Source organism: Aquabacter sp. DMC10 (assembly GCF_056314145.1).
In genome coordinates this window covers 42,434-66,215 of record NZ_JBQUYX010000001.1, presented here as the reverse complement: position 1 = coordinate 66,215, position 23,782 = coordinate 42,434, and the positions used below count along the sequence as shown (strand labels likewise).

General features: G+C 68.2%; 24 protein-coding genes. 10 read left to right on the top strand and 14 right to left on the bottom strand.

Annotated elements, in window-relative coordinates; translation table 11 throughout:
* Positions 1-117: 117 nt before the first annotated feature.
* A complete protein-coding gene (gene serA / locus ACT54L_RS00285) occupies positions 118-1,422 on the top strand; it encodes a phosphoglycerate dehydrogenase (RefSeq protein ID WP_476083538.1) in 1,305 nt (434 codons plus the stop codon).
* Positions 1,423-1,464: 42 nt separating this feature from the next.
* Here the strand turns inward: serA and ACT54L_RS00280 are convergent, their stop codons facing one another.
* From ACT54L_RS00280 to ACT54L_RS00270, 3 genes are all read right to left on the bottom strand, one after another.
* Complete coding sequence (locus ACT54L_RS00280; protein WP_476083537.1) at positions 1,465-2,145, bottom strand: DNA-3-methyladenine glycosylase I; 681 nt, start codon at positions 2,143-2,145, stop codon at positions 1,465-1,467.
* 148 nt (positions 2,146-2,293) lie between these two features.
* Positions 2,294-2,770, bottom strand: a complete 477-nt coding sequence (locus ACT54L_RS00275; protein ID WP_476083536.1) for a hypothetical protein — start codon at positions 2,768-2,770, stop codon at positions 2,294-2,296.
* 49 nt (positions 2,771-2,819) lie between these two features.
* A complete protein-coding gene (locus tag ACT54L_RS00270) occupies positions 2,820-3,317 on the bottom strand; it encodes a hypothetical protein (protein WP_476083535.1) in 498 nt (165 codons plus the stop codon).
* Between the two features lie 515 nt (positions 3,318-3,832).
* Here ACT54L_RS00270 and ACT54L_RS00265 point away from each other — a divergent pair.
* Positions 3,833-4,177 carry a RidA family protein gene (locus tag ACT54L_RS00265; protein ID WP_274777562.1) on the top strand — a complete coding sequence of 115 codons (345 nt, stop codon included), beginning with the start codon at positions 3,833-3,835 and terminating at the stop codon, positions 4,175-4,177.
* 42 nt (positions 4,178-4,219) lie between these two features.
* On the opposite strand, the gene ACT54L_RS00260 is transcribed toward ACT54L_RS00265, so the two are convergent.
* From ACT54L_RS00260 to ACT54L_RS00250, 3 genes are all read right to left on the bottom strand, one after another.
* The gene (locus ACT54L_RS00260; RefSeq protein ID WP_476083534.1) at positions 4,220-5,362 is read right to left on the bottom strand and encodes a mechanosensitive ion channel family protein; all 1,143 of its coding nucleotides are present in this window, start codon (positions 5,360-5,362) and stop codon (positions 4,220-4,222) included.
* 195 nt (positions 5,363-5,557) lie between these two features.
* Positions 5,558-6,112: a DUF983 domain-containing protein gene (locus ACT54L_RS00255; RefSeq protein WP_476083533.1), complete on the bottom strand. Its 555-nt coding sequence runs from the start codon at positions 6,110-6,112 to the stop codon at positions 5,558-5,560.
* A 71-nt stretch (positions 6,113-6,183) separates the two neighbouring features.
* Positions 6,184-6,540, bottom strand: a complete 357-nt coding sequence (locus ACT54L_RS00250; RefSeq protein ID WP_476083532.1) for a hypothetical protein — start codon at positions 6,538-6,540, stop codon at positions 6,184-6,186.
* 176 nt (positions 6,541-6,716) lie between these two features.
* Here ACT54L_RS00250 and ACT54L_RS00245 point away from each other — a divergent pair, with 176 nt between their 5' ends.
* Positions 6,717-7,172, top strand: coding sequence for an N-acetyltransferase family protein (locus ACT54L_RS00245; protein ID WP_476083531.1), 456 nt, complete (start codon positions 6,717-6,719; stop codon positions 7,170-7,172).
* 6 nt (positions 7,173-7,178) lie between these two features.
* On the opposite strand, the gene ACT54L_RS00240 is transcribed toward ACT54L_RS00245, so the two are convergent.
* The gene (locus ACT54L_RS00240) at positions 7,179-8,078 is read right to left on the bottom strand and encodes a LysR substrate-binding domain-containing protein (RefSeq protein ID WP_476083530.1); all 900 of its coding nucleotides are present in this window, start codon (positions 8,076-8,078) and stop codon (positions 7,179-7,181) included.
* Positions 8,079-8,223: 145 nt separating this feature from the next.
* On the opposite strand from ACT54L_RS00240, the gene amaB reads away from it, so the two are divergent.
* Positions 8,224-9,750 carry an L-piperidine-6-carboxylate dehydrogenase gene (amaB, locus tag ACT54L_RS00235; protein WP_476083529.1) on the top strand — a complete coding sequence of 509 codons (1,527 nt, stop codon included), beginning with the start codon at positions 8,224-8,226 and terminating at the stop codon, positions 9,748-9,750.
* Here the strand turns inward: amaB and ACT54L_RS00230 are convergent.
* From ACT54L_RS00230 to ACT54L_RS00220, 3 genes are all read right to left on the bottom strand, one after another.
* Positions 9,723-11,639 (bottom strand): O-linked N-acetylglucosamine transferase, SPINDLY family protein, encoded by a 1,917-nt coding sequence (locus tag ACT54L_RS00230; RefSeq protein ID WP_476083528.1) that lies wholly within the window; start codon positions 11,637-11,639, stop codon positions 9,723-9,725. The two genes, amaB and ACT54L_RS00230, sit on opposite strands and share 28 nt — an antisense overlap.
* A gap of 83 nt (positions 11,640-11,722) precedes the next feature.
* Entirely contained in the window at positions 11,723-12,448 is a 726-nt protein-coding gene (locus ACT54L_RS00225) for an FkbM family methyltransferase (RefSeq protein WP_476083527.1), read from the bottom strand.
* Positions 12,445-13,623 (bottom strand): FkbM family methyltransferase, encoded by a 1,179-nt coding sequence (locus tag ACT54L_RS00220; protein ID WP_476083526.1) that lies wholly within the window; start codon positions 13,621-13,623, stop codon positions 12,445-12,447. Before ACT54L_RS00220 ends, ACT54L_RS00225 begins: the two co-directional genes overlap by 4 nt.
* A 269-nt stretch (positions 13,624-13,892) precedes the next feature.
* Between ACT54L_RS00220 and ACT54L_RS00215 the strand changes: the two genes are divergently transcribed.
* From ACT54L_RS00215 to ACT54L_RS00205, 3 genes are read left to right on the top strand one after another with little or no spacing between them, the layout of a single operon-like run.
* Positions 13,893-14,771 (top strand): NAD-dependent epimerase/dehydratase family protein, encoded by an 879-nt coding sequence (locus ACT54L_RS00215; RefSeq protein WP_476083525.1) that lies wholly within the window; start codon positions 13,893-13,895, stop codon positions 14,769-14,771.
* A 20-nt stretch (positions 14,772-14,791) separates the two neighbouring features.
* The gene (locus ACT54L_RS00210) at positions 14,792-15,865 is read left to right on the top strand and encodes a radical SAM/SPASM domain-containing protein (RefSeq protein WP_476083524.1); all 1,074 of its coding nucleotides are present in this window, start codon (positions 14,792-14,794) and stop codon (positions 15,863-15,865) included.
* Entirely contained in the window at positions 15,862-17,115 is a 1,254-nt protein-coding gene (locus ACT54L_RS00205) for a glycosyltransferase (RefSeq protein WP_476083523.1), read from the top strand. Before ACT54L_RS00210 ends, ACT54L_RS00205 begins: the two co-directional genes overlap by 4 nt.
* A gap of 166 nt (positions 17,116-17,281) precedes the next feature.
* On the opposite strand, the gene ACT54L_RS00200 is transcribed toward ACT54L_RS00205, so the two are convergent.
* Positions 17,282-18,556 carry a glycosyltransferase family 2 protein gene (locus ACT54L_RS00200; RefSeq protein ID WP_476083522.1) on the bottom strand — a complete coding sequence of 425 codons (1,275 nt, stop codon included), beginning with the start codon at positions 18,554-18,556 and terminating at the stop codon, positions 17,282-17,284.
* Complete coding sequence (rfbC, locus tag ACT54L_RS00195; protein WP_476083521.1) at positions 18,553-19,209, bottom strand: dTDP-4-dehydrorhamnose 3,5-epimerase; 657 nt, start codon at positions 19,207-19,209, stop codon at positions 18,553-18,555. The genes ACT54L_RS00200 and rfbC overlap by 4 nt, the downstream gene beginning before the upstream one ends.
* A gap of 231 nt (positions 19,210-19,440) precedes the next feature.
* Here rfbC and ACT54L_RS00190 point away from each other — a divergent pair, with 231 nt between their 5' ends.
* Both ACT54L_RS00190 and ACT54L_RS00185 read left to right on the top strand, forming a co-directional pair.
* The gene (locus tag ACT54L_RS00190; protein ID WP_476083520.1) at positions 19,441-20,253 is read left to right on the top strand and encodes an amino acid kinase family protein; all 813 of its coding nucleotides are present in this window, start codon (positions 19,441-19,443) and stop codon (positions 20,251-20,253) included.
* A gap of 10 nt (positions 20,254-20,263) precedes the next feature.
* Positions 20,264-21,094, top strand: coding sequence for an amino acid kinase family protein (locus ACT54L_RS00185; RefSeq protein ID WP_476083519.1), 831 nt, complete (start codon positions 20,264-20,266; stop codon positions 21,092-21,094).
* 92 nt (positions 21,095-21,186) lie between these two features.
* Here ACT54L_RS00185 and ACT54L_RS00180 read toward each other — a convergent pair whose 3' ends face one another.
* On the bottom strand, positions 21,187-21,693 hold the full coding sequence (locus ACT54L_RS00180) for a YciE/YciF ferroxidase family protein (protein ID WP_476083518.1): 507 nt from the start codon (positions 21,691-21,693) through the stop codon (positions 21,187-21,189).
* A 273-nt stretch (positions 21,694-21,966) separates the two neighbouring features.
* Here ACT54L_RS00180 and ACT54L_RS00175 point away from each other — a divergent pair, with 273 nt between their 5' ends.
* Positions 21,967-23,067: a zinc-binding metallopeptidase family protein gene (locus tag ACT54L_RS00175; RefSeq protein WP_476083517.1), complete on the top strand. Its 1,101-nt coding sequence runs from the start codon at positions 21,967-21,969 to the stop codon at positions 23,065-23,067.
* 31 nt (positions 23,068-23,098) lie between these two features.
* Here the strand turns inward: ACT54L_RS00175 and ACT54L_RS00170 are convergent, their stop codons facing one another.
* Positions 23,099-23,779, bottom strand: coding sequence for a TetR/AcrR family transcriptional regulator (locus ACT54L_RS00170; protein WP_476083516.1), 681 nt, complete (start codon positions 23,777-23,779; stop codon positions 23,099-23,101).
* Between the last annotated feature and the right edge of the window lie 3 nt (positions 23,780-23,782).

Genomic DNA, 23,782 nt, shown 5'->3' with positions numbered 1-23,782 from the left:
GTCTGAGCCAGGCCCGCAGCCCCTCCCTGGACGCGGCCGGCAAAAACGCTAAGGTCGCGCCCGCCCGGCGGCCCCGTTCGAGGGATGCCCTGGCGTCATACCGAACCGGGGCCTCAAGTGGCATCGGTCGTTATCGCTGAAGGACCGAAGATCGTGCACCACAGCAATTCCCATTCGCCGCACCTCTCGCTGGCCAAGGACAAGATCCGGGTTCTGCTGCTGGAGGGCGTGAATGACAGCGCCGTCGAACTGATGACCTCCGCCGGCTATACCAACCTGACCCGCCTGACCAAGGCGCTGGACGGGGAGGCGCTGAAGGAGGCCATCAAGGGCGTCCACATCCTCGGCATCCGCTCGCGCACCCATATCACCGCCGAGATCATGGAGGCGGCCGACCGCCTCATCGCCGTCGGCTGCTTCAGTGTCGGCACCAACCAGGTGGATATCGACGCGGTGCGCGCCTACGGCGTGCCGGTCTTCAATGCGCCCTTCTCCAACACCCGCTCGGTGGCGGAACTGGTGATCGGCGAGATCGTGATGCTCTATCGCCGCATCATCCCCCGCTCCAACGCCGCCCACCAGGGCGGCTGGGACAAGTCGGCCGCCAACAGCCACGAGGTGCGCGGCAAGACGCTGGGCATCGTCGGCTACGGCAATATCGGCTCGCAGCTGTCCAATCTGGCCGAAGCCATGGGCATGAAAGTGATCTTCTATGACCACACCGACAAGCTGCGCCACGGCAACACCGAATCCACCACCAGCCTGCATGAGCTGCTCGCCGCTTCCGACGTGGTGAGCCTGCACGTGCCCGAGACCCCCGCCACCCACGGCATGATCGGCCGCGACGAGATCGCTGCCATGAAGCCCGGCGCCTATCTCATCAACAACAGCCGCGGCACGGTGGTGGACCTCGACGCCCTCGCCGATGCCCTCAAGGCCGGCAAGCTGCGCGGCGCGGCAGTGGACGTGTTCCCGGTGGAGCCGAGCTCCAATGCGGAGCGCTTCGCAAGCCCCCTCCAGGGCCTCGACAATGTCATCCTGACCCCGCACATCGGCGGCTCGACGGAAGAGGCGCAGGAGCGCATCGGCGCCGAGGTGGCGCGCAAGCTGGTCGATTATTCCGACAGCGGCTCCACCATGGGCGCGGTGAACTTCCCGCAGGTGCAGTTGCCGGCCCGCCCGCTGGGCACCCGCTTCATCCAGGTGCAGCGCAACGTGCCGGGCATGCTGGGCCGCCTCAACGAGGTGCTCGCCCGCCACTCCGTCAACATCGCCGCCCAATATTACGAGACCCACGCGGATGTGGGCTATGTGGTGCTGGACGCGGACGCCTCGGCGGCCGACAGCCAGCGCGTGCTGGAGGACATCCGGGCTCTCGACGGCACCATCCGCGCCCGGCTGCTGTACGAATACAAGCTCTGAGCGAGGCTTCCAGCTGCGCCCCCTTCCCGGGGGGCGCGGCCCCTATGCCCCCACGGTGAGAGCGAGGGTGCGGCTGATGGCGGTGAAGTCGCGGCCGCTTTGCGCGCTCCAGGTGTTGAACGCCTCTTGCACGGCCGCGAAATCCCGCTTGCTGCTGGGGGCCTTGGCGACCACCCCTTCCCGGATCAGGGCCGCCACCACGTCCTTGGTGGTGATGAAGGCCGGCTTGCCCAGCGCCCGCAGCACCCGCATGCCGCTGTCGCCCCCAAGATGGCTGCCGCGCGTCTTCAGGATCTCCAAGAGGCCCACATAATCGGCGTCCGGCCAGCGGGCGATGAAGCCGGCGGCGGTGCCGTGTTCGGCCGCAAGGTCCACGACCATCCGCGCATTGGCCTGCACCGCCTTGATCTTGGCGCCGTTGCGCACGATGCCCGGGTCCGCCAGCAGGGCCTCCAGCTTCTCGTCGGGCATGAAGGCGCAGGCATGGGGATCAAATCCCTCGAACGCGGTCTCGAACGCCGGCCATTTGGCGGCGATCACCTTGGAGGAGAAGCCCGCATTGAAGATGCGGCGCGCCATTTCGGCCAGTACGCGATCATCGGGCGTGGCGGCGATCTCCTGCGGGGTGCGGGAGGGGGGCTCGGCGAGGAGCGCGTCCAGAGCAGTCGGGCCGCCCTTGCGGGCTGCGGCCTCGGCGAAGATGGCATCGAAGGGGCGGGTCATTGGGGCTCCCCGAAAGGCGGCGCAGGTTAGACCGCGGATCGGGGAGATGGCAATCAAGCGGCGGTCCCGCACCCCGTCGCCCGGCGGTCGGCCAAGGGGCGTGGGAGCGGCGGCCCGGGAGGGGCCGCCGCGCATGGGCGAGGGGCGATCAGCTCTCGTCGATGGCGTGGCCACCGAGGGCGCCGGCGACGGCCCCAACGACACCCGCCGTGGCCGAGGAGGCCGCCAGGCCGAAGGCGCCGGAGGCGCTGAGCCCCATCACCGCCGCGACCATGGTGGGGGCCAGCGGGCCGGTGGCGAGCGCTCCGGCCATGGCAAGGCCAAAGCCCACCGTGCCCACGACGCCACCGGCAATGCCGCCGATGGCAGCCCAGCTGATGCCGCCGTTGACCGCTTCGAGGCTGTTCTCGTCGATCTGCTGGGCTTCAGGCGACTTGGTGAACGCCATCGCTTCGTTGAACACACGCTCAGCCTCCGCCGGCGACAGCGTGTAGCCATTGGCCTCGGCGTATCCGCGCAGGCCCTCCGGGCTGGTGGCGGTTTCACTGAATTCCCGGAAGCGGGACTCGTCCTTCACCAGGCCGACCACGAATTCAGGGAAGGTGGCGGGATGCGTCTGCGTCATCATCGGCTCCTTGAACAATCTTGATTGCGCATGCGGTTCGGCACCGCGCTTAGCGGAAGAGGTCGGCGACCTTCTCGGACAGCGCGCCGATGCCGGCCCCCACCCCGCCACCCGCGATGGCACCCCCGCCCGCGGACGCGGCTGCCGTGCCGATGATGGCCCAGCCTTGGAGGGCGAGGGCCCCAGCCACCAGCCCCGGGCCTAAGGTGACGCCCAGGCCGACACCGGCGATCGCTCCGATTGCACCGCCCACGGCGGCCCAGGAGACGCCACCGGACACCGCGTCCAGCTGCGCGTCTTCCAGCTCGCCCGACTGACGCAGGGCCTCCAGGCGTGCCTTGGCCAGCTCGTCGGCGGCTTCAAAAATGCCGTCCGCCTCGCTCTGGCGCAGGGTGAGGCCACGCTCGGCGCAATAGGCCATGAGCGAAGCGGCATCGGTCACTTCAGCATTGAAGCGGGCGGAGTCCGCCGGATCCTTCAAGGTTTCGGCAAGCAGTTCCTGGAACTTCTGGAACCGCGGGTTCACGGTCTTGGCGTCGGCTTCCATCGTCTTTCCCTCATCTTAAGCGTCAAGCCTCGGGTCTCATCGCCCGTGGCGCGTCTGCCTGTTCATCGAGACCGGCTGGATCCCCGAAGCGTTCCCTTTCGGGAGGAGGCCCGCGTTTGGGGCGCGGCATGGCCTGCGCAGTCCAGTGTGATCTCGCGTCCCGCCGATGCGATTCATGTAAAGCTCAGCGGTGACGGTGAGGTATTGATTATAAAAGGTGACGCAATTGTGTCTACTAAAGAAAAGAGGTGCATTTAATAGATTAAATGCGAAGTCTTACTTATTGTTGCTTTATCTTTCACTTCTGCGCCGGCTCGATTGTTTCGTGATCTTGCGCCGGCGGGGGCGGTTGCCCGGCGCCCCGGGACTGGCGATCGGGCGGGCGCGATGGTAGAGGCGAGGCGGTGCGGCCCTTTCCATCCGCCGGACCGCTTCAGAGGCCGGGCGCGGGCGGGTCGCCGAGATCTCAGCGCGCCGGCGTCCGCCTGGCGCGTCCATCTAGGAAGGACGAGACGATGAGCATCGAGCGGCTCGACAAGGGTCCCCGCATGAGCCAGGCCGTGATCCACGGCGACACGGTCTATCTGGCCGGGCAGGTGGGCGAAGGGCCGGACGTGGCCAGCCAGACCAAGGCGATCCTGGAGTCCGTGGACAGCCTGCTCGCCCGCGCCGGCACGGACAAGTCCCGCCTCCTGTCGGCCACCATCTGGCTTGCCGACATGAACGACTTTGCCGCCATGAACGCCGTGTGGGACAGCTGGGTCGATCCCAACAATGCGCCTGCCCGCGCCACCGGCGAATCCCGCCTCGCGGCGCCCAAGTATCTGGTTGAGATCATCATCGTCGCCGCACGCGGCTGATCCTTGGCGGCCCTGCCCCCTTCGGGAGGGCAGGGCCGCGGGTCAGGCGTTGGTGGCGGCCGCTGACCGGCGTGCAGGCTCCGGCGGCGCGGCAAAGGCCGCGTCCCGCGGCGGGACCACTTCCGCGCGCAGGCGGGGCAGCGCCTCGGGATAGGCCTCCTGCAGGAAAGCGATCAGCTTTTCGCGCACCTCGCAGCGCAGGTCGAATGCCGCGCCGGCGTTGGTGGCGCTCACCAGGATGCGCACTTCCATCACCGTTTCCCGGAAGTCGGTGACCGACACATTCACCACCTGGCGATCCCACAGCCGCGACGAGGCGGCGATCTCCTCCACCTTGCGCCGCACCGTCGCCACGGGCACCCGGTAGTCCAGATAGATCATGACGGTGCCGATCAGCGCCGAGCCCTCCCGGGTCCAGTTCTGGAACGGCTTTTCCATGAAATAGCTCAGCGGCAGGATGAGGCGGCGCCAGTCCCAGAGCTTGACCACCACATAGGTGGAAGTGATGTCCTCCACCTTGCCCCACTCGCCTTCCACCAGCAGGGCATCGTCGATGCGGATGGGCTGGGTGACGGCCAGCTGGATGCCGGCGAACAGGTTCTTCAACACCGGCTGGAGCGCCAGGCCCAGCACAATGCCGGCGACGCCCGCGGAGGCCAGAAGGCTGACGCCATACTGCCGGACATCCTCGAACGACATGAGGGCCGCGGACAGGGCAACCGTAAAAATGATGGTGCCCGCCGCCCGGCGCAGGATGCGGGTCTGGGTGACGTGCTTGCGGGCCAGGAGATTGTCGTCCGCATCCAGCTTGAAGCGGCGCAGATAGACCGTCACCCAGATGTGCAGCGCCGTATTGGCGAGCCAGGCCACCAGCGCAATGAAGCACAAGAGCAGCGCCTGCTGCACCAAGGCCGTCTCGCGCAAGGTCAAGGGCGCGATGTTGGCGGCAAAGCCGAGCGCCACCGTGATGGCGGCCAGCCGCGTCGGCCCCTCCGTGCGCGACACCAGGGAGCGCCAGAACAGGTCCATTCCGGCCACCACCCGGGTGAGGATGCGATAGGCCAAGGCGTGGACGAAGCGCGCCAGCAGGATGGCCAGAAGAAAGACCACAAGGCTCGTGACCCAACTCGGCACGAAGGCCAGCGACCCGTCGAGCTGGTCGACGACATATTCGATGCTCTCCATCTGTCCTCCCGGCATGGTCCCGGAAGGCAACAGCCGGCGTCCCGATGGGTTCCCTCGGCGACCTCCGCCCACCCCGGGGCGTGGCGCCTGCGGGGGGAGGGGCGTCTCGCGCGTCTCGCGCGTCACGCGCGCGATCGACAGGTTGGGGAGGCCATCCCACCCAACCGGATCGGTTCGACTTGGCCGGATCAGGCTCTACTGCCTCGCCTGCACGCGCGCCGGCAGCCCGACATCGGGCCCGGACGGGCTCTCGGGATCGGGAACCAGGTGCCGAAGCGGGTCGAAGCCGCCCACATACCGGCTCCAGGCGTAGGCCATCACCATCCCCTTGGCCCGAGGCAGCAAGGTCAAGGCGGAGACAAGCGCGATCCCCTCGTTGATCGCCAGTTCCAACAGCAGCGGAAGTCCGCCGAGGTCCTCCATGACGCCCGCCGCCAGCAGCGCCAGCGCCAGCGCGACCGGCCCCACAAGAAGCGCGATGGCATTGCCGATCCGGCCATGGTGGAGGGCTTCGCCGCAGGCCGGGCAGTCCTCTTTCAGGGCGCCAAGGCCGAGGACCACGGGCCCGCCGCCGCAGGCCGGGCAACACCCCGCCCAGCCGCGTTTCAAGGCCAGCGACACGGGCCGAGGCGGGTTGAACCCATTGTCGGGATAGATGAGCCGATGGGCATAGGCCTCTTGCCGTGCGGACAGGCCCGGGCGTGCGGAGGCGGTGACGCGCGGATGCGCGTCGAAATGAAGGTTCGACATGATGAGGTTTCGCAAATGGGGCCGTACGGGCCCTGCCAGGGAACGGCGCGCGGGTGGGCCGCGGCGCCGGCTCAGGTCAGGTTGGTGCCCACCGGTGGCCCCCGCGCCCTCTGGGCGGCCGCCACGCGCCCGGACAGGATGAGGACGGGCTGTGCACGGCCGGTGCGCTCATGCAGGCTTGGCCGACAGGGAAGGGCCACCGGCGGCGGCAAGAGGCCGCCTGCATGCACCAGGAGGCAGGCCTCGCACCATACGGCGCCGGCGAGCGTCGGTGCGCCCGCATCGTCTCCAGCGCTCGTGCACAGGGACGGGATGCTGCCGTCGGGCAAGGCGAAGGCGGCCAGGTCGGTGCCGCCGGCCCGCGCGATCGGCTGGTGGGCGAAGCCGAGCAACAGCATCGCCAGCGCGTAAAGCGCGGCGAACACCATCCTCCATTGATCCCGCCCGTGCCCGCCGCCCATGCCCTGCTTCTTCTGCATCGCACGCCAAAGGTCAAGCTGGGCGGGCGCTGCACCATTTCCCCGGCTTCGCGGCTTCCGTTCATTGATCTGGGCCAAGATATGGGCGAAGTCGTTCCCTTGTATGCGGGGATGGGGAGAGGGACATGATCGCAAGCCCGGCCGTGACGATCCGAGATCCTCAAGCGGGGGACGCGGCGGAGTGGCGGGCCCTCTGGACCGGCTACAATGCCTTTTACGAGGCCACCGTGCCCGAGGCGACCACCGCCTATACCTGGGCGCGCATGCTGGATCCGCAGGCGCCGCTCCTTGGCCGCCTCGCCCTCCTGGAGGGCCGGGCGGTGGGCTTCAGCCTGAGCGTGCTCCATGAGGGCACCTGGGTGCGCGACCCCGTCTGCTACCTGGAGGACCTGTTTGTCGATCCGCAGGTGCGCGGCAAGGGCGTCGGGCGGGCTCTGATCCAGGACCTGGTGGATGAAGGCCGCGGGCGCGGCTGGGCGCGGCTCTATTGGCACACGCGCGCCGACAATCCCGCCCGCCGGCTCTATGACAGCTTCCTGCCAGCCGACGATTTCGTGCGCTACCGCATGGACCTGACGTGAGCCGCGTCAGGCCCGATAGGTGGAGACCTGCGTCAGCAGCCAGGACCTGAAGGCCTGGACGGCGGGCGTCTCCTGCTTTCCCTCGGGCAGGACGATGTAATAGCTGTGCGCGCTGGAGAAGGGCCGGGGGCAGGCCACCACGAGCCGGCCGGCCGCCAGCTCCTCCTCGATGAGATAGCGCGGCAAGAGAGCGAAGCCGGCGCCCGCGAGCGCGGCCTCGATCACCATGTTGAACTGGTCGAAATGGTGGCCCTGGAAGGCATTCACCTCGCCAAGGCCCTGCGCCTCAAACCATTGGCTCCAGAGCTTGGGGCGGGTGCTCAGATGCAGGAGGGGGCCGCGCGCAATGTCATCGGGCGTGGCCGGACGGCCGGCAAAGGCGGGGCTGGCCACGGGCACGATGAGTTCGTCGCACAGATAGGTGCAACTGGCATGGGGCCAGACCGGCTGGCCATAATGAATGGCCACATCGAAATCCCCGCGCGACAGGTCGAATGGTCCGCGATGGCAGGCGATGTTGAAGCTGATGCCGGGATGAAGTTGAAGAAAGCCCGGCAGGCGCCGCATCAGCCAGCGGCTGCCGAAGCTGGGCAAGGTGGCGATGGTCAGGAGCGCCTTGCCGTCGGAGGCGGCGAGCGCCCGGCGCATGATCTCCTCGCTCTGGTCGAGCAGCCGCGCCACCTGCGGCAGCAAGGCCCGCCCCGCTTCCGAGAGCACCACGCGCTTGCGCACCCGCTCGAACAGCACGACGCCCAGCTGGGTCTCCAGGGTGCGGATCTGCCGGCTCACCGCGCTCTGGGTGAGGTTCAGTTCCTCCGCCGCGCGGGTGAAGCTGCCGTGGCGGGCGGCGCAGGCAAAGGCCTGGAAAACCCCGAGGTCCGGGATGAGGCTGCGCGTGAGGTTCATTCCCATCTCGCATCAACAAAGTCGAAAACGTCGCTGTAGAGACGCTCGCGGCTTGATTATCATGCAATGACCGAATGAACGAACCGCCTTGGTCGGCGCGCCCTGCGCGGCCGGAGAAGCCGGTTGAACCCGTGCGGAGACGACCATGCCCGAGACCCTCGACCTGAAGCAGGAAACCGCCGCGCTCCTCGATCGCCTCGGCGTCTCCCGCGCGGCCTGGACGGGCGGGGACATGGTGTCCTTCAGCCCGGTGACCGGTGAGGCCATCGGCGCGCTGCGCACCGTCTCGGCTGCCGAGGCGACCGCCGCCATCGATGCCGCGCACGAAGCCTTCAAGGCGTGGCGCCTCGTGCCCGCGCCCCGGCGCGGCGAACTGGTGCGCCTGCTCGGCGAGGAACTGCGCGCGGCCAAGGCGGACCTGGGGCGCCTCGTCTCCATCGAGGCCGGCAAGATCGCCTCCGAGGGCCTGGGCGAAGTGCAGGAGATGATCGACATCTGCGACTTCGCCGTCGGCCTTTCCCGCCAGCTTTATGGCCTGACCATCGCCACCGAGCGCCCCGGCCATCGCATGATGGAGACCTGGCACCCGCTCGGCGTCACCGGCATCATCTCCGCCTTCAATTTCCCCGTCGCGGTGTGGTCCTGGAATGCGGCGCTCGCCCTGGTGTGCGGCAATCCGGTGGTGTGGAAGCCCTCGGAAAAGACCCCGCTCACGGCATTGGCCTCCCAGGCGGTGTTTGAGCGCGCGCTCGCCCGCTTCGGCGATGCGCCCGCCCATCTCAGCCAGGTTCTCATCGGCGACCGCGCCATCGGCGAGGTGCTGGTGGACCATCCTCGCGTGCCGCTGGTCTCGGCCACCGGTTCGACCCGCATGGGGCGCGAGGTGGGGCCGCGCCTTGCCCGGCGCTTTGCCCGCTCCATCCTGGAGCTGGGGGGCAACAATGCGGGCATTGTCTGCCCCTCCGCCGACCTCGACATGGCACTGCGCGCCATCGCCTTCGGCGCCATGGGCACGGCCGGCCAGCGCTGCACCACGCTGCGCCGCCTGTTCGTCCATGAGAGCGTCTATGACACCCTCGTGCCGCGTCTGAAGGCCGCCTATGGCAGCGTGTCCGTGGGCAATCCGCTGACCACCTCCGCTTTGGTGGGACCGCTGGTGGACCGCGCCGCCTATGAGGGCATGGAGCGCGCGCTTATCGCCGCGAAAGCCGAAGGCGGCACGGTGTTCGGCGGCGAGCGGGTGACCGAGGCGGGGCCGGAGGGCGCCTTTTATGTGCGCCCGGCCTTGGTGGAAATGCCCCGCCAGTGCGGGCCGGTGCTGGAAGAGACCTTCGCCCCCATCCTCTATGTGATGAAATACACAGACTTCGACGCCGTGCTCGACGCGCACAACGCCGTGGCGGCGGGCCTGTCCTCCTCCATCTTCACGCTCAATGTGCGCGAGGCGGAACGCTTCCTGGCGGCAGATGGCTCCGACTGCGGCATCGCCAACGTCAATATCGGCACCTCCGGCGCCGAGATCGGCGGCGCGTTCGGCGGCGAGAAGGAGACGGGCGGCGGCCGCGAGTCCGGCTCGGATGCCTGGAAGGCCTATATGCGGCGGGCGACCAATACGGTGAATTATTCCACCGCCTTGCCGTTGGCTCAGGGCGTGTCCTTCGACATCGGCTGAGCCTCCGCCGCAGGGACGACAATGGCTTCGGGCGTCTTCCCCGCCTGCCGCAAGGCGTGCATGCGGCGGAAGGCTTCCTCCAGGCCCCGGGTGAAGGCGCCGGCATCGAACAGGGGCGCGCTGGCGCGCGCTTCCTTGAGATGCGCCTTCATCGCCGCGAGCCGGGCCGGATCGCGCGCCAGTGCCAAGGCGAGAGCCTCATAATCCGCCAAGCATGTGGTGATGAGGTCCGGCAGCCCCACCGCAGTGAGCAAGCTCGCCGCCACGCGCGCGGCGAAGCTCTCGCCCAGGCAGGTGAGAACCGGCACGCCGGCCCACAGGGCATCGCTCGCCGTGGTGTGGGCATTATAGGGCAAGGTGTCGAGGAAGAGATCCGCATGCGCGTGGCGGGCGAGATGGTCAGCCAGGTCCATGCGCGGCGCGAAGACGAGGCGGTCGGGGTCGACGCCCGCGCTTGCCGCCTCATAGGCGAGATTATCCCGGGCGGTGGGATTGGCCTCGAACAGCCAAAGCACCGATCCCGGCACCTGCGCCAGCAGCCGCATCCAGAGCCGGAACAGAGCCGGCGTGATCTTGTAGGTGTTGTTGAAGCAGCAGAAGACGAAACCATCCTCCGGCAGCCCGCAGGCGGCGCGGCTGGGCGTCGTCTCGGCGATGGCCCGCCGGCTGTCATTGGGCTGGTAGGCGCCGGGGAGCTGGACGATCGTCTCGTCATAGTCGCCGGCCTGGGCGAGGGGCGTCACCACCCGATCGCCGATGACATAGTCCATGAAGTCGGCGCCCATGGTGCCGGGATAGCCGAGGAAATTCACCTGCACCGGAGCCGGCCGCAGGGCCAGGATTTCGGTGCGGCAGCCCAGCGTATAGCCCTTCAGGTCCACCAATATGTCGATGCCATCTGCCCGGATGCGCCGGGCCGCCTCAATGGCCGAGAGGTGGCCCACCTCCACGAAACGATCGAAGGCCGCCACCACCCGCCGCCGCATGGCCGAGCCATCGTCCGGGCCATGGGAATAGGCGAAAAGCTCGAAGGCGGAGCGGTCGTGGCGCTCGAACAGCTCCACCGCCAGGAAGGCCGTGGCGTGATGGTAGAGGTCGCTGGAGAGATAGCCGACGCGGATCGGCCGGTCAGGCGGGGCCGGGGGCGCGGGCGGCAGGCGGTCGGCCGCCGAAAAGCGCAGCGACCGCGCATAGAGCCGCGCCGCCCTCAGGTGATCGGCGGGCGTCACATGGGATGACAGGAGGATGAAGGGGCTCACCGGCGTGCCGGTCCGCTCCAGCAGGCGCGCGAGGGCTGCCTCGTCCTCTTCCACGCTGCCCCACTGGCAGATCTGCCGGCTGGCATTGGCGGCGCCGAGGCGGGCGGTGACGTTTTCGGGCTCCCTCTGCAGCACCCGGCGAAAGAGGTTGAGCGCTTCGGGAAAGCGCTTCCCGTCGAGGCACAGCGCGCCGAGGTTGAGGAGGGCGCCCACATGGTTGGGCTCCAGCGCCAGCGCCCGGTTGAGGCTCTCCGCCGCCGCCTGCCGGCGCTTGGGGTCCGATAAGAGGATCAGTCCCGCATTGGCATGGAAGGCGGGCACGCTGGGCTTTTCGGCGGCGGCGACCTGGAACAGCGCCAGGGCTTCCCCGTCGCGCCCCGCCTCATAGGCGGCAAGGCCGGCCTGGCCGAGATCCTCGGCGGTCAGCCGGCCCGCCGCCACGGCGGCGCGCCAGATGCCGATCGCGCCGTCCGCCTCCTGGGCGAAGAGGGCGCATCCGCGTGCCAGATCCTGCTGCCCCGCGCCTGTGTCGTGCGAACTGGACCGGGGAGCGGGCTGGATCGCGCGCGGCGACCATGCCGGCGCGCGTGGCACGGGGTTCCGCAGGGCATTCCGACGCGCCTTCGACATGCCGCATCCTTCTGCTGGCGCGGCCCGCGGCCGCCCGGTGGCTTTCGCGCACCCTCTCCGCTTCGCCTTGCTTGAGGCTGGCGTCACGCCCGGCGGGCGTGGATGTCGAACCAATGGCTGCGCGGCGCGATCCGATTGCCCTTGCGATCCCGCACCGTGGTCTCATAGTGGCGCTCAAAGGCGACGCGCTCCTGCCAGGGGCCGGGCAAGGCATCGCCCCAAGGGCCCGAGGAGCCCTTGGGAAAGGCATAGGGCAAGGCGGGGTCGCGCATGGCCGGCACCTGCGACTGGTCCACCAGGGCGAAGCTGACATAGCCGGCCTCCGCCAGGGCGGCGATATAGTGGAAGCCGAAGCGGCAATCCTCCACGCTGACGAAGGCGGGCTTTGACGGCAGGTCCCGCAACTGGTCGAGGACGATGGCGTCCACCCCCTCCACGTCGATCTTCAGATAATGGGGCACGCCGTGGCGGGCGAACAGCATCTCAAGCGTAACGGCGGGCATCTCCACCGCGCGGGTCGGCGTGTCCTCGCGTCCCGCCCAGCCGGGCTCGATGCTGCTCCAGTGATCGTTTGCTTCGTTGACGTGGAACGTCACAGTCCCCGCGCTCGACCAGATGGCCGCTTCCTCCAGCCTCAGGCGGCCTGCCGCGATCTCCTCGGCAAAGCGCGTGCGACCGACGGCGGCGAGCGCGGGATTGGCCTCCAGCGCAACCACCTCGAAGCCCTTGGCGAGATAATAGGCGGTGTCGTCGCCATTGTTCATGCCGAGGTCCATGACCATGCGGTCGGCGGGGGCGAAGACGGTCATGGACGGAGGCGCTCCTTGGGAATGGCGTAGACCACGGCCCCCGTGCCGCACCAGCCGTGGGTGCGGATGAGGACGCGATAGTCGGGCAAGGTTTCCATCAGCCAGAGCGGCGTCGCCGCCAGGCCGTCGGCATTGTGGTAAATGGTGGCTGCGATGATGGGGCGGTGGCGCAGCAGGGTTTTTCGCGCCCCTTCCAGCGCCGCCAGCTCCGCCCCTTCCAGGTGTAGCTTCACGAAGCTGGGGTTGAGCTTGAGGGCATCGATGGGGGTGAGGCGCGCCCGCACCGTGCCCGTGGCCGCAATTTGCGAGGCAAAGCCCAGGCCCGCGTGGAACAGGGCGGGCCGGGCGCGATCGCCCAGGACAGCATCCAGCACACGGACGCGGCGCGTTGTCTTCGCGGGCCATGCGGCGATGGTCCGTTCCAGCACGGCGCGGCTCGCCGGGTCCGGCTCCACGGCCCAGGCCGCGCCAATGCGGCCGCCAGTGCCGGCAATGATCTGCGCGAGCATCGTGCCATGGTGGGCGCCGCCATCCAGCACCCGCTCGGTGGCGGAAAGCAGCGGCGTGATCTCGGGCAGCAGGAAACGCGTGCCGGTCTCCACTGGGGCGTCGGCAAAATCCCACTCCTCGCGCGCCAGCCGCCAGGCGGCAAAGCGCAGATAATGGGCGCGGGAGGCATCATCGGCGAGGCCCGCCAGCATGGCGTCCGCCGCCTCAAGGCCTGGTGCGCGCAAAGGTGGGGCGAACCAGCCATTGCCCAGGGGATGACGGTCGCGGAAGGCCTCGGTCACGTCATAGGCGGGCAGGCAGCGGGCAAAGCCCTGGCGCTGCAGCTCCCGAGCCAACGGAACATAAGGCGCCGTGACCACGGCCACCGCGAACAGGGCCGTCTTCTTCACCGCCTCTGGCACGGCGTCGGGCGAAAGCACGGGAAGGCCGGCCCAGGCGGGATCGCGGGCGCATAGGACCGCATTGCGGTCGATCACCCCCGCGACCGGCTGGCCGACGGCGGCGAGATGGGCCCGGACCAGCTTGCCCAGCGCCCCGCCGCCATAGATCCATAGGTCATCGCCTCCCGGATGCGCGGGCGCGCCGGCGGGGGCGCAGGCATTGGCCATGCGGAGCAGGGCGCGGGCGGCGGCGATGTCCGGCAGAGCGTCGAAGGCACGGGCCATGTGGCGCGCCTCTCCCGGCCGCAGGCTCGGGCCGGGGGCGAACCGAGACAGCCAGGCGGGACGCCCTTGCCCTTCCTTCCCCATGGATCGCCTTCACCCTCTCAACGCGCGTTCGCTCAACCGGTGCGTGCCGGCGCGGGCAAGGTGACGGGCGGACCTGTCGCGGGCCTTGTGCCCCAAGGGACAAGGGGACAACGCGACCACGGGAATGGTCAGCCTGGCACCATGCCCATGGCCTAAGGCACGGCAAGCCTTGCCCGCGAGGACCCATGGTGCTCCCTTCTTCCACCGTCGGCGCTTCGCCGCGCCCGCCCCGCACGGTGCTCCTCACCGGGGCCACCGGCTTCGTCGGACGACAGATCCACAAGGCGCTGATCCGCCAGGGCGATCGGGTGCGCGCGGTGGTGCGCGCGGGTACGGCGGAGCGGCTGGGATGGGAGGCGCAGGTGGTCGCCACCCCCGATCTGTTCGCGCAGGGCGCCCCCTTCTGGGCGCAGGCGGCGCAGGGCGTGGACGCGGTGGTCCATGCGGCCTGGATCGCCACCCCCGGCCTCTACCTGACCTCGCCGCAGAACCTTGATTGCGTGCGCGGAACGCTCGCCCTCGCGCAGGGCATCGCGGCCGCCGGCGTGCCCCATTTCGTCGGCATCGGCACTTGCTTTGAATATGCCCTGCCGGGAGAGCAGCTCACGGTGGATGCGCCCGTCAGACCCGACACGCTCTATGCCACCGCCAAGCTCGCCACCTTCCAGATGCTGGAGGCCTTCTTCGCCGGTGGCCCGACGACCTTTTCCTGGGCGCGGCTGTTCTATCTGTACGGCGAGGGCGAGCATCCGAGCCGCCTCGTCGCCCACATCAAGGCGAAGCTCGCTGCGGGCGAGGTGGCGCGGCTGTCCGCGGGCACGCAGGTGCGCGACTTCCTGGATGTGGAAGCCGCCGGCGCCATGGTCGCCCGCGTGGTGGCGAGCCGACAGCCTGGCGCAATCAACATCTGCTCAGGTGAACCCGTCACGGTCCGGCAGCTGGCGGAGCGGACGGCGGACGCCGTGGGGCGCCGCGACCTGCTGGAATTCGGCAGCGCGCCCCCCCGCCCCGGCGATCCGACCGCCGTCGTCGGTGTCTGCAACCTGGCGCCGGACGTGTGCTGACAAGGAGGGGAAGCCCAATCATGAAGGCCGAGATCAAGCCGCGCATCAATCTTGAGGGCCGCACGCGGCTGGAGACGGTCATTCCCCTCGACGCGCCCTATATCGTGTTCGTGGACCCGGCGAGCGCGTGCAATTTCCAATGCAGCTTCTGCCCCACCGGCCATCGCGACCTCATCCGCGAGACCGGCCGCTACCAGGGCGCCATGAAGTTCGAGGTGTTCACCAAGATCATCGACGACCTGTCGGACTTCTCTCGCCCCATCAAGGTGCTGCGCCTCTACAAGGATGGCGAGCCGTTCCTCAACCGCCGCCTCGCCGACATGATCGCCTATGCCAAGGCCAGCGGTCAGGTGGACTATATCGACACCACCACCAACGGCACCTTCCTCTCGCCCGAGCGCCTCGGCCCGGTGCTGGAGGCCGGCCTCGACAAGATCAACATCTCCGTCGACGGCATGACGCCCGAGCAATACAGACGCTTCACCGGCGTCGACTTCGATTTCGACGGCTTCGTGCGCAATGTGCGCTGGCTCTATGACAATAAGGGCAACTGCGAAGTTGTGGTGAAGATCCCCGGCGAGCTGATTAGCGAGGCGCAGCGGCAGGAGTTCTTCGACACCTTCGGCGATCATTGCGACCGCATCTTCATCGAGAATTTCGCGCCCTGCTGGCCGCAGTTCGACATCGAGGCCCACACCGGCGTGACCATCTCGCAGGGCATCTACCAGCAGCCCGTCGGCGAGACCGAGACGTGCCCCTATATTTTCTACGGCATCTCGGTGAATGCCGACGGGCTGGTGAGCTCCTGCTTCCTGGACTGGGGGCGCAAGCTGGTGGTGGGCGATGTGCGCACCACACCCCTGAAGGACATCTGGAACGCGCCCGCGCTCAATGCGCTGCGCCTCCAGCATCTGGAAGGGCGGCGGCGGGAGAATGCGGTGTGCGGCGGCTGCGGCCAGCTCTCCCATTGCCTGCCCGACAATATCGACCCCTATCGCGGTGAGCTTCTGGCGCGCTTCAAGGCTGTGGCCCGGCTTGATCCGGCGATGCCCGCGCCCGGTGGCACGGTGCCTCTGCCCGCGGCGGCCGAATGAAGATCCTCCACATCAGCGCCCATCTGGGCGGCGGCGTGGGCAAGGCCCATGCCGCCTTGATGGAGGCGCTCGCGGCCGGTCGCGGCAAGGCCGCGCGGCTACGGCACACCTTCGTGCTGCTGGAGCCGCCCAAGGACCTCGATTATGTCACGCGCATCGCCGCCGCGGGGGGGCGCCTTGTGGTGGCGCCGTCGGCGGAGGAGATCGCCGACCTCGTGGCCGCAAGCGACATCGTGCAGGTGGAGTGGTGGAACCACCCCCGTCTTTACGCGCTGCTCGCCACGGCCTGCTTCCCCCCCATGCGCCTCGCGCTCTGGACGCACATTTCCGGCCTCGACGCGCCGCTGATCCCAGCCGGCCTGCCGGCCCTGGCGGACCAGACTCTCTTCACGTCCGCCTGCTCCTATGCCGCCGCCAATCTCGCGCCGGTCATCGCGGCGCGCCCGGAGCGGTTTGCGGTGGCCAATTCCGGCTTTGGCTTTTCGCCCCAGCCCCGCGCGCCCAGCGGCGCGCCGCTGCGCTGCGGTTATCTGGGCACGGTGGATTTCATCAAGCTCCATCCTCAGGTGTTCGACATCATCGATGCGGTGGATGCGCCGATGCGCGTCTCCTTCTTCGGCCATCTCGATCCTCTCGGGGAGGTGGCCGTGCGGGCGGCCCGCATGCGGCATCCCGAGCGCGTGCGCTTCATGGGCTATGCCTCCAATCCCGCCGCCGTGCTGGGGGACCTGGATCTTTTCCTCTATCTGCTGACCCCCGGCCATTACGGCACCGCCGAAAATGCGCTGGTGGAGGCCATGTCGCTGGGCGTGGTGCCGGTGGTCTTCGACAATGCGGCCGAGACCAGCATAGTGCGTGAGGGCCGCAACGGCCATGTGGTGGCCAATGCCGAGGGATGCGTCGCGCTGCTGGAGGCTCTGCACCGGGCCCCGGCCGCGCTGGACCCCTTGTCCGCGCGCGCGGTGGCGGACATGAGGCGCACCCGCACCCCCCGCGCCACCTTGCGCATCCTCTCGCGGGTCTATGCCCGGATGATGGAGATGCCGCGCCGCCCTCGGGACTTTGCCGCGGCGCTTGGCGTGGACCCGCGCGGCTGGTTCCTGTCCACTTTGGGCGAGCGACCCGACGGCGAGGGCGCGGCACAGCGCCTGATGGGACGCACATGCGCCAAGGGCAGCCTCGGCCATTTCCATGCCTGCTTCCCGGAAGATGCGAGCCTCTCCGCGCTTGGGATGGATCGGCACCCCTGAGCGAGCACCCGGCGGCAGCCCATGCTGAAGCTCCGGCACGGATCACGCCCCCGGGAACCCATCTCAAGGCGGAAAGCAGGACATCTCGGGTCACCCATCCTTCTCCCGCTGCGGGGGAGGGCGCCGCCGGAGCCTTGCCCCGGCGGTTCGGTGCGGCGGCGTCTCCTCAGAGCAGGACCGACTGGCGAATGTCGCGCTCGCTGACCACCAGGCCCGGCGCATAGCCCTGCGCGAGGAAGTCCTGCCGCTGCGTCTCGTCGGGAACGAAGACGATGCTGCCGGCGAGCGTCTTGGGCGTCGGTTCGGTGGGCGGGGGCAGGACCATGATCCGCCGCTCCAGGCCCACATCGCGCAGCAACTGGCTGAGCGCCTGGCCGTCATCCACGCCGCTCACCAGGAGCCGATCAATGCCGGCGACGCCATTGGCAAAGCGGGCGAGCGTCTGCGCCATCACCAGCACGGGCAGCTGGTCCATATGCTCGAAGCCGGCGAGCTGGCGCGGGTCCAGATAGGTCAGGCGGCAGATGATCTCATAGGCGCGGATGAAATCCTTGCGCTGCAACCAGAGGCGCAGGGCCACCCGCATGCGGGTCTCCACGAACACATCCACCATATCGCGGAAGGCGCGCCGCATCTCCTCGTTGAGGACGATATTGCGCCGTCGCAGCAGGCTAAAGATCATGTATTCGATGCCGCCGCGATAATTGTCCCAGATGGTCATGGCATCGTCGAGGCCCGTCTGGGCGCGATCGGGCATGACCGGGGTCAGCGTCACCGAGCGAAAGTAAGGCATCCGGCGGAACGCCACCGGACCCTCGGCGATGACGCCGGCAATATAGCTGAAGGCCCAATAGCAGAAGCGGGGCGCGGCTGCGATCTGGCGGGCGGCGTCGGCGCGGTAGATGACGATCTCCGGGAAGATGTGGTGCTCCACCACATAGCCCAGCAGCGCCGCCTCCTCGCCCGGCCGGAAGACTTTCACCTCGTCGGGCTGGTCGTAGAAGAGGCAGGTCGTGGTCTTGTTGAGGTCGTCATAGACCTCCCACGGCGTATAGCAGGCCCGGATGTCCGGGTTGTCCATCATGAAGTGAATATTGTCGGCCACCGCCTCGGGGATCAGGAGATCATCGTCGGCGAGGTAAAGCAGATACTGTCCCTCGGCGCGATGAAAGACGCTGATGAGATTGAAGAGAACCTTGTTCTCCTCCTGCCGGAAATAGCGGATGGGCAGGCCCTCGGCGCGGTGGCGTTCCACCACGTCGGGCGTGTCGTCGGTGGAATGGTTGTCGGAGACCACCACCTCATAGCTGAAGTCCCAGCTCTCGCCCCACGCCTTGATCTGCGGGAACAGATGCTCGAGGAACCGGGCGCGATTATAGGTCGGAATGCAGATGCTCAGCGTGACGGGGCTGCCGGCCGGTGAGGGGGTGGGCGTGGTCATGGACGAAAATCCTGCGCCGCCGCGTCGCGGTCGGAAATGAGGGTGGGGGGGATCTGCCATTCGATGCCGAAGGCGGGGTCGTCCCAGCGATAGGTGCGGGCGAGGTCCGGCGCATAGACGTCGGACACGAGGTAGAAGACCTCGCACTGGTCTTCGAGCGTGAGGAAGCCGTGGGCGCAGCCCTCCGGCACGTAGAGGGCGTTCTGTCTTTCGGCGCTCAGTTCCACGCTGGCCCAGCGCAGATAGGTGGGCGAGTCCGGCCGCAGGTCCACCACCACATCCTGCACCCGGCCGCGCGTTGCGCGCACGAGCTTCACCTCGGCGCGGGGAGCCTCCTGCATGTGCAGGCCGCGCAAGGTTCCCTTCGCGGGGTTGCCGGACAGGTTGGCATGGACGAAGCGGTCCATCAGGCCATGCGCGCGGAAGGTGTCGGCGCAGAAGGCACGGCTGAAGGTGCCGCGGGCATCGCGGAACGGGATCAGCTCAATCTCAAAGGCGCCGTCCACCCCGGTGGGACGAAAGACGAAGCCGGGACCTGTGGGCACCGGGGAGGTGGGCGTGCAGGGCGCGGCCGCTTGGGGCACGGAAGGACGAGGAGCCTCCGCCTCGGGCGGATGCGCCGCGACAAGCCCAGGCGAATACGCGTTGTCCATGCTCCCGTCCTCTCCCAACGGAAGAGCCGGACGCACTCCCCGCGCCCCCGCGCCCTTCCACCCTCAGGGCTAGCCGGGCTCGGTTGCCTGGGGCTGACTTTCAGGCCCGTGACGCCCGCAAAGACGTCACTGGCGCCTCCTGTACGTAGTTTCCCAGATTGTTGCGGGACGTGGTAATCGGTATCGAGCTATTCCCTTCCAGGCATAGGACAGCCATCGAAAGGCGTGCGCATGGCCGGTACCACAGCGGAGCTCGAAGCGCTCCTGATGCAGCGATCGCTCACCGATCCCCAATTGCTCGCAGCTGCCGAAACGGCAGGCGACGTGCGCATCCTACCCGATGCCACCGTCATCAAGATCGGCGGCCAGAGCGTGATCGATCGCGGACGGGCGGCTGTCTATCCGCTGGTGGAGGAGATCGTGGCAGTCCGCAAGGCCCACAAGCTGCTCATCGGCACCGGCGCGGGCACCCGGGCGCGGCATCTTTATTCCATCGCCGCCGATCTCAGCCTGCCGGCGGGGCTGCTCTCCCAACTCGGCGCCTCGGTGGCGGGGCAGAATGCCGCCATGCTCGGGCAGCTTCTGGCCCAGCACGGCATTCCGGCGGTGGAGGCGGCGGGCCTGTCCGCCGTTCCGCTTTATCTGGAAGAGGTGAATGCGGTGGTGTTCGGCGGCATGCCGCCTTATGCGCTGTGGATGCGCCCGGCCGCCCAGGGCGTCATCCCGCCCTACCGCACCGATGCCGGCTGTTTCCTGGTGGCCGAACAGTTCGGCTGCAAGGCCATGATCTATGTGAAGGACGAGGACGGGCTTTATTCGGCCAATCCCAAGACCGCCAAGGATGCCTCGTTCATCCCGCAGATCTCGGTGGATGAGATGAAGGCCCGGGGCCTGCACGATTCCATCCTCGAATTTCCGGTGCTGGACCTCCTGAAGGCGGCGCGCCACGTGCGCCAGGTTCAGGTGGTCAACGGCCTCGTGCCCGGCAATCTCACCCGCGCGCTGGCGGGCGAGCATGTGGGCACCATCATCACCGCCGATTGAGGGGCGCGCCATGGCTGACAGCACCAATTCCATCAAGCACCTGGCCTCCGCCCTCGCCCGCCAGACCCTGCTCGACCGCGACCTGACCTCGCCGGTGGCGGGGCGAAAGCCCATTCGCCTCCTGCCCTGGCTGCAGGTGGTGAAGATCGGCGGTCGGTCCATCATGGATCGGGGCGCCGCTGCCATCCTGCCGATCGTGGCGGAGCTGCGCGCGTTGCTGCCCGAGCACCGGATGCTCATCCTCACCGGGGCCGGCGTGCGGGCGCGCCATGTGATGAGCGTCGGCCTCGACCTCGGGCTTCCGGTGGGCTCGCTGGCGCCGCTCGCGGCCAGCGAAGCCGGGCAGAACGGCCATATTCTGGCCGCGCTCCTGGCCAGCGAAGGGGTGTCCTATGTGGAGCATCCCACCATTGCCAGCCAGCTGGCCATTCACCTGGCGGCCGCCCGGGCGGTGGTGGGGAGTGCCTTCCCGCCCTATCACCACCACGAGTTCCCGAACTCCCGCATTCCCATGCATCGGGCCGATGCCGGCGCCTTCCTGCTGGCCGATGCGCTGGGCGCGGCGGGGCTGACGCTCGTGGAGGATGTGGATGGCGTCTATTCCACCGATCCCAAGGGCCCCGACGGCGCCGCCGCGACCTTCCTGCCGGAGGTGCACGCCACGACACTGGCCGGGGCGCAAGGACCCTTGCCGTTTGATCGCGTGTTGCCGGAGCTGATGGCCAATGCCCGCCATCTCACCCATGTGCAGGTGGTCAATGGCCTCGTTCCCGGCCGCCTCACGGCGGCCCTCCGGGGCGAGCATGTGGGCACCATCGTGCGCACCGGCGCGGGCAATTAGAGCTGGAGAAGCGGACCCCGTGCGGGAACGGAAACGTCCCGCACGGAGCCCACCCTATCGGCGCTTCGGCCCTCTGCCTCTGCCAGTAGGTCTTACTCGGCGGCGCGAATGTTGAGCTTGGCTTCCGCGATGGAGGTCAGCTTCTGATCCGCCGCCTTTTCCTCGGCGAGGGTGCGTTCCAGGACGCGGGCGCAGTCGGCACGGCCCAGGCGCTTCGCCCAGGCCACCAGCGTCCCGTAGCGGGTCATTTCATAATGCTCCACGGCCTGCGCCGCCGCGGCGAGCGCGGCGTCCAGCACCTCGGCATCATCCACCTCGCTGGCGATGTCCTCGGCCTCGTCGATGATCCCGTCGATGGCGGGGCAGGTGGTGGTCTTCGCCTCGGCCCCGTGCATGCGGAAGACCTCCTCCAGGCGGGTGACGTGGCCCTGCGTCTCGGTCAGGTGCATCTGGAACGCCTGCTTGAGGGTCGGGTCGCTCGCCTTGTCGATCATCTTGGGAAGCGCCTTCACGATGCGCTTCTCGGCATAATAAATGTCCTGCAGGGTGTGGACGAACAGATCGTCCATGGTCTTGATGTCTTTCGAGAAAAGGCCCATTTCGCTCTCCCTTGGATGCTGTGAGGTCAAGGCGTTCCCAGCTGGGATGCCGCTTTGCCTCTCCTGGCGCGTGCCGCGGGCCCCCGGTCGGGGCGGGGCTGCGCCGGCCTGCCTTCCCAACTGATGTGAGGCGGGTCGGTTCCTTCGGCCAAGCTGGCAAGGGCGTGGAAAGGATCGGGGAGGAACCGCCCGCCCCGATAAGCGGAACCGGCGTGGGCCGACTGCGTTGTGGGCGGTCGGCGGACCGGCCGCCGGCGGGGGTGAGAGATTTCCATGCAGCTCTTCAAATGCCAGAACTGCCAGCAGGTGCTCTATTTTGAGAATACCACCTGCGAAAAGTGCGGCCTGCGGCTCGGCTATCTGCCGGAGCGTTCGGTCTTGAGCGCGGTGGAGGCCGACGGCCCCACCTGGGTGGCGCTGGCCGATCCCAAGCCGCGCTATCGCTTCTGCGCCAATTGGGAAAGCTATGCCTGCAACTGGATGGTGGATGCCGGGGAGGGGGAGACCTTCTGCCGGGCGTGCCGCCACAACCGCACCATCCCCGATCTCTCCAGCCCCGAGAACCATCGCGACTGGCAGAAGATCGAGCAGGCCAAGCGCCGCCTGTTCTATTCGCTCATCCGCCTCAGGCTGCCTTTGCCGGAGCCCGGCAGCGGGGACCCCGAGCCCCTGGTGTTCGACTTCCTCGCCGATCCGCCCCAGGGGCCCAAGGTGCTCACCGGCCATGACAATGGGGTCATCACCCTCTCTCTGCGCGAGGCGGACGACGCCGCGCGGGAAGAGGTGCGCGCCTCCATGGGCGAACTTTACCGCACCCTGCTCGGCCATTTCCGGCACGAGGTCGGCCATTTCTACTGGGACAAGCTGGTCCGGGACGGCGGCCACCTGGAGGCCTTCCGTGCCCTGTTCGGCGACGAACGGGAGGATTACGGCGAGGCGCTGAACCGCCATTACGAGCAAGGTCCGCCCGCCGACTGGCGCGATCGCTTCGTGAGCTCCTACGCCACCATGCATCCCTGGGAGGACTGGGCGGAAAGCTTCGCCCATTATCTCCATATTCTCGACACGCTGGAGATGGCCGGCGCGTTCGGTATCCGCATCGACCCGGACATCACCGATGATGCCGCCCTTCAGGCGGACATCTCATTCGACCCGCATCGTGTGCGCGACATCCGGCGGATCGTCGATGCTTGGCTGCCTTTGACCTATGCGGTCAATTGCCTGAACCGCTCCATGGGCCAGCCCGACCTTTATCCGTTCGTGATCCCGCCGGCGGTGGTGGACAAGCTCGCCTTCATCCACGACCTGGCGCAGGGGCGGGTGCCGAAGAGGGAAGCGTCCCTATCGGCAGAGGTGGCGGATGCGGCGCAATAAGCCGCCGCATCCCAACACGCGGGGGCATCCCTTATTTGGGAACCGCTGAAGGCATCTCCGCCTGCGGCTTTGTCCCATATCCGGCGATGAAGACGCGGACCGCCTCGTCCACCGTGTAGGCGATCTGTTCCGGCGTCGGGGGGGCGTTGCAGCCGAACAGCAGGCCCTTGACGGTCTTGTCATGGCACAGGTTGAAGAAGATGTGGGCGGCCTGCAGGTCGTCCTGGATCTCCAGGCGGCCCATGTTGGCCTGCTTGCGCAGGAGGTCCGCCAGCCGGCGCCCGCCACGGCAGGGGCCGGCCTCGAAAAAGGCCTGGCCGATGCGGGGGAACTTCTCCGCCACGCCCATCACCATGCGCACCAGGCGGATATGGTCGGGCTGGACCATCATGGTCAGGAAGGACACGCCGATCCGGCGCAGAAGGCTCTCCAGATCGTCGAGAGAGGCATCCACCTCGAACAGATGCTCGGCGGACTTGGCCCGCACGCTCAGCACGAGGGCCTCGAACAGCTCCTCCTTGCTGCCGAAATAGACATAGATGGTCGCCTTGGACACGCCGGCCGTCTTGGCCACCTCGTCCATGCTGGCGCCGTCGAATCCCTTGTCGAAGAACACCCGTTGGGCGCCGTCGAGAATGTCGCGGCGCTTGGCGGATTCGGGTTCGTGGCGGCCGGCCGTGCGTGCGGGCGCATCTTTGGTGGTGGTGCTCATGTC